This is a genomic window from Parahaliea maris (genome assembly GCF_008064665.1).
In the GTDB taxonomy this organism is placed as follows: Bacteria; Pseudomonadota; Gammaproteobacteria; order Pseudomonadales; family Halieaceae; genus Parahaliea; species Parahaliea maris.
This window is the reverse complement of the sequence record NZ_VRZA01000014.1, coordinates 21,196-28,633: the sequence shown is the minus strand read 5'-3', so window position 1 is coordinate 28,633 and position 7,438 is coordinate 21,196. Positions and strand designations below refer to the sequence as shown.

Below are 7,438 nucleotides of genomic sequence, written 5' to 3'. Positions count from 1 at the left end.
ACTTCGCGGTCTCCGTAGTTGACCCGCAGGGCGACAGCGACAGCGATACCCTGTCGGTGCAGATCGTGGACGATGTGCCGACGGCGAACGACGATACCAACAGCGTGAATCTGGTGACTCCGGTTTCCGGTAATGTCGTTACCGAAAACGATGTCCCTGGCGCCGATGGTGTGTCTGTGGTGGGCGTAGTGACTGGCGATACCAACGCCAATTACGACGATGCGACCTCAGGCCTGCCCGTCACCGTGGGAGCGGTGATCGTTGGTGCCTACGGTACTCTGTCGATCGCAGCGGATGGTTCCTACAGCTATAACCGTACGGCGGGGCCGGATGAAGGCGGCGTCCAGGACGTGTTTACCTATACCATCAGGGATGGTGATGGCGACCTGTCCAACGCCACCCTGACCATCGACGTGATCGACAATGAAGGTCCGACTGTCGAGGAACCAGCTGAACTCGCAGACGTCCCTGAATTCGAACTGCGCGACGATGGTATGGCCTCGCGTTCCGAAACCCTGCAGTTCACTGCGGGAAGCACGGACATTGTCAGCTTTGCGTTCAGCGACAATTTCGTTGCAACGCTCAATGGCGATACCAATGGGGCGGCTCCGGACGAGATCGTGTGGACCAAGAGCCCCGACGGCCAGACCATCACGGGGACTATCAACGGTGAGGATGCCGTAGTGCTGACCCTGACAGACCTGGGCGGGGACCAGGTTGAAGTGGAAATGACCCTGCTCAGCCCGCTGGCAAACGTGCTGGCCGGTGGCAACAATATCCTGAACCTTGGAACCATCGAGGTGATTGCAACGGATGAGGCCGGTCTGACCGCGACCGGTGTCTTTGATATCGGTTCCATCGACGATGTGCCTGAAGTGGGCGATTTCCTCGACCCCGCACCGGTTGCCAACACAGCAGGTGCCACTACCGGCGTCCTGCTCAACGCCGGCTTCCTCAGCGGGGCTGACGGCTGGAGCAGCATCGGTCTTGCCGGCGAGCCGCTGGAAGGGGTTACCTACATCTCGGAAACCACTGGTTCCGGTGACACCCTGGTGACGACCCTGACTGCTGTCTCCTCGAGTGATCCCTCAGTTGAGATATTCGAAGTGATGGTCGATGCCAGCGGCCAGTACAGCTTTACGCTGATCACTCCAGAGGCATCCACCCAGCAGACCATCAGCCTCACTGGCCTGACTCCCGGGGGCCCCATCCCGTTTGTGGAAACACCCGGGGGACTTATCGAGGTCAACGCCAACGGGTCCGGAGTGAACTCCAGTACACCGGGATCGGGTGTTGAGAACAACATCCTGGATGGAACGGTCGATGGCGTTCCCGAATTCCTGACGTTCCAGTTCTTCGATCCGGGAACGGTGGGGGATGACACGCCAACCCCAGCCAATGCCAACCTGGTGGATTCGGTCTCGTTTTCCAACAACCACAATGGCGGTACCTACCAGGCCACGGTGACCAATACCTTGACGGGTGAGACCTCGACGTTCAACGGGACTGTCGGCAAGAATGCGCCCATTGTGATCTCCGGCGTTACGGACGATGTTACCAATGAGTCCTTCCAGTTCAATGAGGTCACCCTGACCTGGGTGTCTGGCCAGATGCGTATTACCGCGGCCACCCTGTCCAAAATCATTTTGCCAGAGGGCGAGGACATTACCTTTACGGTGACGGGTGAGGATGCCGATGGCGATGTGGTGATGGACGACTTCACCGTCGTGATTGATCCAGCACTGGGGTCGGCCTCCAGCAGTGCTCCCGCCAGTTTTGGTCGGCTCGGCTTTGGCACAACGGAGCAATCCCCGGTTGTGGAGGAATCCGGATCGCAGGATGAAGAAACCGACCGTTTACTGGCGACGGACGGGGACGACGTGTTCGCATTCGATCTGGTGGACGCGCAATCCGACCCTGACGTCACCATCAGCGGCTTTGGCGACAGCGGTAGTGACCGCCTCGACCTGCGTGATCTGCTGCAGGGCGAGGAGCTTGAAGGTGCTGACCTGACGACTTATCTCAATGTCACTTCGGACGGCGTTGATACGGTGATCCAGGTAAGCAGCTCTGGCGAGCTCAAGGGCAATGGCGGTGACGCCAACCTGGTCGACCAGACCATCACCCTCGAAGGCATCGACCTGGTCACCGGTCACGATGATATGGCCTCCATCATCCAGAACATGCTGGATAGCGGGAAGCTGACTGTCGATCAGTGAGCGATCTGGGCTATGATCGATCCCTGCCTCTTCGAGAGGGGCAGGGATTTTTTATTGAGTGTTGTACGTGACACTGAGCTGGGGGAAGTTGTATGCCATTTGTACTGCGCGATGACAGCGGGGCCATCGTCACTGTGAGTCAATTGCCCACTGAGGGCTACGAAGCCGTGGCTTCAGACGATCCTGACCTGCATGTCTTTCTGGCAACCGCTGGCGGTGATGCTCTGCAGATCAGCGCCACGGACCAGGATTTTGTGCGGGTGCTGGAGGACGTGGTCGAGCTGCTGGTGGCCAAGGGCGTCATTCTGTTTACCGACCTTCCCCAGTCCGCGCAGGACAAGATGCTGCATCGCCAGCGCTTGCGGAGCCATATGACGGGCAAACTTGACCTGATCGGGGACGACTAGCGCTGTATCATTTAGCCCCGTGCAATACGGGGCCTGACCGCTACTCGTGATCCTGAACGAATGGGCCGGTTACCCCGTCGATTCCCAGTTCCTTCAGCATCTTGCGTTCATCCTCACTGCGTACCCCTTCAGCGAATACCTTGACACCCACCGAGTGGCCCACGGTACACAGGGTCCGCAACAGGGTCTGGTTGGCGACGTTGGAGTCGACATCGCGTACGAAGGAGGCATCGACCTTCAGGTAGTCGAGGCCGACGTCGTGAAGCTGGCCGATTTCCGACAGCTGATGGCCCACGTGTTCTATACCCATCCTGGCCCCGTAGGCCTTGGCCCGCTCGCAAAGCCGCTTGAAGTTGTCCAGGTGGCGGAAGGCCATGGCCTCGGGCACTTCCATCCACAGCATGGCGGCGGCGCTGGGGTGGGAGGAGAGCCGCTCGCTCATCCACATCGGAAAGCCGGGTTCGACCACCGCGGCAACCGAGAGGTTGATAGCCAGTGGCTTGTCGCGGATGGTGATCATCCTCAGGGCGAGATCGATGACGTGTTGGTCCAGTTCGCTGGACATCTCCAGCCGGTTCACCCAGGGCAGGAAGGTACCGGCAGCCATGGTCTCGCCGTCCCATTCCAATCGTGCCGGGCACTCCAGGTGAATGAGCTTGTTTTTCAGGTCCACCACGGGGAACGCGGCCAGGGCGAATTTTTCCTGGCGGAACGACTGCTGGAGTATATTGCGCCACAGTTTCATCTGTTCCCGCATCGGGAGCATCTGGACGTCACCCTTGTAGGCGATGGAGACTTCCGACTGACCGGCTTTTTCCGCCGACAGAAGCGCGCCATCGAGGCGGGTCATCAACTCGGCGATGGTCTCACCATGAACGTACACCGTTGTCGCCACCGGAAGGGTGATTTCAGATTCCATGCTGCGATTGATGAAGACCTCGCGCACGGCCTCCTGTATTTCCCGGGCTACGCCGCCTGGCTCACTGGAGCGCGGGGCCAGCAGGGCGAAGTCTGAGCCATTCAGGCGGGAGGAGGCCCAGCGGCTGTGGGTGGCCACGATCCCGTTGAGCGCCTTGCCGATATCGCTCAGCAGGCCGTCGATGGTCTTGCGGCCGTAAAGCTGGTTCAGTTGCGCCAGCCCGCTGACGCGCAGTAACACCAGAGAGCCAGTGGCATTGACGTCATCGCTCTCCAGAGCGGCCTCCAGTGTCTGCATGAAGGGCTCGCGGTTGGTCAGGCCGGTCACCTTGTCGATGTGGGCCTGGCGTTGCCATTTCTCCAGCCGGCGTGCTTCTTCTCTCAGTACTTTCTGGATACGTGCCGACAGGTTGTTCATGGCCGCGACAACCTTGCGGAATTCCAGAGTGTAGGGCTCATCGATGGTGATGAAGCGACGCTCTCCAATGGCCTCCGCCTGGGTGACCACGTCGTCCAGCGGGCGCAGGATGATACGCAGCAGGTAATTACCCAGAAGGCCGGCCAGGATCATCGCTACCAGGAACACCAGGGCCAGCTTCTGGGTGCTTTTCCACAGTTCCCGGTAGGCGAAGCGGGAGTGACTGCGCAGGGTCAGGGTGCCTACCTGTTGCCAGCCCTTCTGCACCTCAGCCTGGCCCGCTTCCACCTCGATGGGAAGCAGGCTCATAAACCAGCCGGGCGCATCGGTGATGGTCTGGCTGTCCACCCGGCGGATGATGACATTGCCCTCCGGGTCGACCAGCTCGATCATTTCGTAGTGACCGGTGTCGTACTGGGCAGACAGCGTGAGCTCCAGTAATACCGGGTCGGCATCCTGCTGGGTCAGCGACAGTGCGAGAGCCGTGGCGTTGTCGGAGTTCTTCATGTAGAGCTGCTGCTCGAGGTAGCGCTTGGCCGACAGGCTGTTCACCACGAAGCTGCCGCCGAATACGAGCACCAGCAGAAAGATGATGGCTATCCAGAGTTGTTTGAAAAGTGACATGCTCTACTCCGTCTCCTGACAGGGTTTAACCCAGGCCGTCAGCGGCCATCCGCTGCAGCAGGTCGCGCCAGCGTGACAGCTTGGCGCCCGGATCCTTGGTGGCGGGTGACGCGGCACCGCCGACCCACAATCCTTTGCTGTTAAAGCCGAACACCGGTTTCAGGTCCGGTCGGCGGGAGGCCGGGCGAACCTGGTCGATCATGTTGTCCAGAATCAGCGGGTCGGCTGAAGGGGTGGGGTAATAGGCCAGGACCATGTGAGCCTGGTAATTCGTGCCCAGTGAGCCACCCATCTGCGCCTTGACGTATGTGATCCGCAGTTTTTCGATATCCACTCCGGCCAGCAGTAAGGTCATGTACTTGGCGATGCTGAAATCCTCGCAGTCGCCAGTCCGTCGGGCCATCGTTTCGAGGGGGGTCGCCCAGTAGTCGTTCTGTTGCCAGATAGCGACATCCTCCTGCCAGCGGATTCGCCGGTTGAAGAAGGCATTCACCCGCTCGACCTTCTGTTCCTCGGGCATTGGTGATATCTGGTCGATCAACCCTCGCCAGTCGGCCACGGTTTGCGCCGTGTTGGGGCCATAACGGCTCTGGGCCAGGCTCTGCATACGGTCCAGGTCGACGTTTGCCAGGACTGACAGAACCGAGCAGGCCAGCACCACGGCAACCCAAAGGCCCCCTGGCGGCAGGTACGAGCGTAATGTCAGCGGCCTGAAATCCATTGAATCCACTGTAGTAAAGTGAGTGTTCACCCCGGTAACACTCCACAGTCCCCTTCAGGCCGCAGGGCCGGGATTGACTGTTAGCGTGCACGAAAGTGTAGTGTAGTCGAGTCGCTGTGGATCGTAATTTGACCCGAATGGGACAAAAACGGGGGCAAATTTGTGATGTAGTTCATATCTGGCCTGAATCACGCAGCCATTTTGCCGGAATGTCTTATACTCGAATGAGGAATGTCCGAATGCGGCAGGATGCCGCGATACTAAAACACAGCCTAACAAGGAAGACATCATGATAGGTCATCGCAAGTGGGTAGGGGCAATCGCAGGCATGCTGGGGGCAAGTAGCCTTGCGGTACATGCGGAGCCGATCGCCGATTTCGAGCAAGCCATCAAGCAGGCGGTCACCAGCAATCCACGCGTTGTTGCCAACTGGTACGACTTCGAAGCCAGCCGCGAAGCGCAGCGGGTGGCGGAAGGGGGTTATTACCCCAGTGTGGACATAAATGCCGATATCGGTCGTGAAGATCGGGAAACACCGCTGATCGACTTCGACGACTACTCCCGCGACGCCGTTCGCTTCAGCATCACCCAGATGCTGTTCGACGGTTTCTCCACCCGCGAGGAAGTACGCCGACTGGACTTTGAAAAGCGCACCCAGTACTACAACCTGCAACGCGCATCCCAGGAAATCGGCCTCGAGGCCGCCCAGGCCTACCTCGACGCTGCGCGCTTTCAGCAACTGGTGCAGTTTGCCCAGGACAATTACATCGTACACCGCGAGGTCTACGACAAGATCGCCGAGCGGACCGGCGGCGGAGTTAGCCAGGGTGTCGACCTGGAACAGGCGGCAGCCCGTGTCGCCCTGGCGGAGTCCAACCTGCTGACCGAAATGACCAACCTGCATGATGTGCAGGCCCGCTTCCAGCGCGTGATTGGCGATTTGCCGGCCGACGGCCTGACGATTCCCACCATCCCGTCCAGCATGATCCCGGAACTGCGTTCCTCGGCCCTGAATATGGCCTACGAGCAGGCCCCGGAAATCAATGCCGCCATCGAGAACCTGCGCGCCTCCCAAGCGGCGCTGAACCAGACCAATTCACCGTTCATGCCGCGCCTGGACCTGCGCTACCGCAATGAGATCGAGCACGACACCGACGGCCTGGAAGGGCGCTACGACCTGGAAGCTGTTGAGCTGGTCGCGAGCTACAACCTGTTCCGCGGTGGTTCCGACAGTGCCCGCAAGCGTGAGTTTTACAATCGCTACAATTCCGCGATCGAACAGCGCAAGCAGGCCTGTCTCAATGTGCGCCAGAACACCATGATCGCCTTCAATGACATCCAGGCCCTGGAGCAACAGGTGATCTTCCTGGAGCGCAACCAACTGGCCCAGGACAAGACCCGCCGGGCCTACCAGGACCAGTTCGACCTGGGTCAGCGCACCCTGCTGGACCTGTTGGACTCCCAGAACGAATACTTCGACACCCAGCGTGCCTATGTCAGCGCACGGGCTGATCTCGCCGGCGCCCAGGCCCGCACCCTGGCCAACATGGGCGTGCTGCTGAGCGCCCTGGACATGCAGAGCCTGAATGCGGACCAGATTGCCAAGCTCAATATGGACATGTCCCGCGACGACGACGAAAACAGCCAGCCCCTGTGTCCTCCGGAGCCGCCGCCTGCGGTCGAGATCGACAAGGAAGCGCTGTTCGCCAGCCTGACCGCCGGTAACGCCCGTTATCGTGACGCCGGTGAAGGCAAGGTGTCCGTTGAGTTGCAGGTGCAGTTTGCCCTCAACTCCTCGGTGATCACCCATGACTTCGATGCCGAGATTACCCGTGCGGCCAAGTTCCTCGCGGAGAACCCCGGTGTCATGGCCAGTGTCGAAGGGCATGCCGACAGCAGTGGTGAAGATGCCTACAACCAGTGGCTGTCTGACCGTCGCGCCAATGCCGTACGCCAGATGATGATCGACAAGCACGGTGTGAACCCGAGCCAGATTACAGCCATCGGTTACGGTGAAACCCGTCCTGTTGCCGACAACGCCACTGCAGAGGGGCGTGCCAAGAACCGCCGGGTAGAGCTGATTCTGGATGGCGCCGGTGTTGAGGGAATGATGTAACACGGTCCTGCCGGA

Annotated in this window: 5 protein-coding genes; 3 read left to right on the top strand and 2 right to left on the bottom strand. The window is 59.9% G+C overall.

Annotation, left to right across the window (positions count from 1 at the left end):
- Positions 1 to 2,219: type I secretion C-terminal target domain-containing protein (locus FV139_RS20910; RefSeq protein WP_148070443.1), on the top strand; the 2,219-nt coding region annotated here is incomplete at its 5' end.
- 92 nt (positions 2,220 to 2,311) lie between these two features.
- Positions 2,312 to 2,626, top strand: a complete 315-nt coding sequence (locus FV139_RS20905) for a tryptophan synthase subunit beta like protein (RefSeq protein WP_148070442.1) — start codon at positions 2,312 to 2,314, stop codon at positions 2,624 to 2,626.
- A gap of 40 nt (positions 2,627 to 2,666) precedes the next feature.
- Here FV139_RS20905 and FV139_RS20900 read toward each other — a convergent pair whose 3' ends face one another.
- Both FV139_RS20900 and FV139_RS20895 read right to left on the bottom strand, forming a co-directional pair.
- Complete coding sequence (locus FV139_RS20900; RefSeq protein WP_148070441.1) at positions 2,667 to 4,586, bottom strand: bifunctional diguanylate cyclase/phosphodiesterase; 1,920 nt, start codon at positions 4,584 to 4,586, stop codon at positions 2,667 to 2,669.
- Between the two features lie 25 nt (positions 4,587 to 4,611).
- Positions 4,612 to 5,307, bottom strand: coding sequence for a transglutaminase-like cysteine peptidase (locus FV139_RS20895; RefSeq protein ID WP_213004194.1), 696 nt, complete (start codon positions 5,305 to 5,307; stop codon positions 4,612 to 4,614).
- Between the two features lie 289 nt (positions 5,308 to 5,596).
- Between FV139_RS20895 and FV139_RS21335 the strand changes: the two genes are divergently transcribed.
- Positions 5,597 to 7,423 (top strand): TolC family outer membrane protein, encoded by a 1,827-nt coding sequence (locus FV139_RS21335; protein WP_148070440.1) that lies wholly within the window; start codon positions 5,597 to 5,599, stop codon positions 7,421 to 7,423.
- Positions 7,424 to 7,438: the final 15 nt, after the last annotated feature.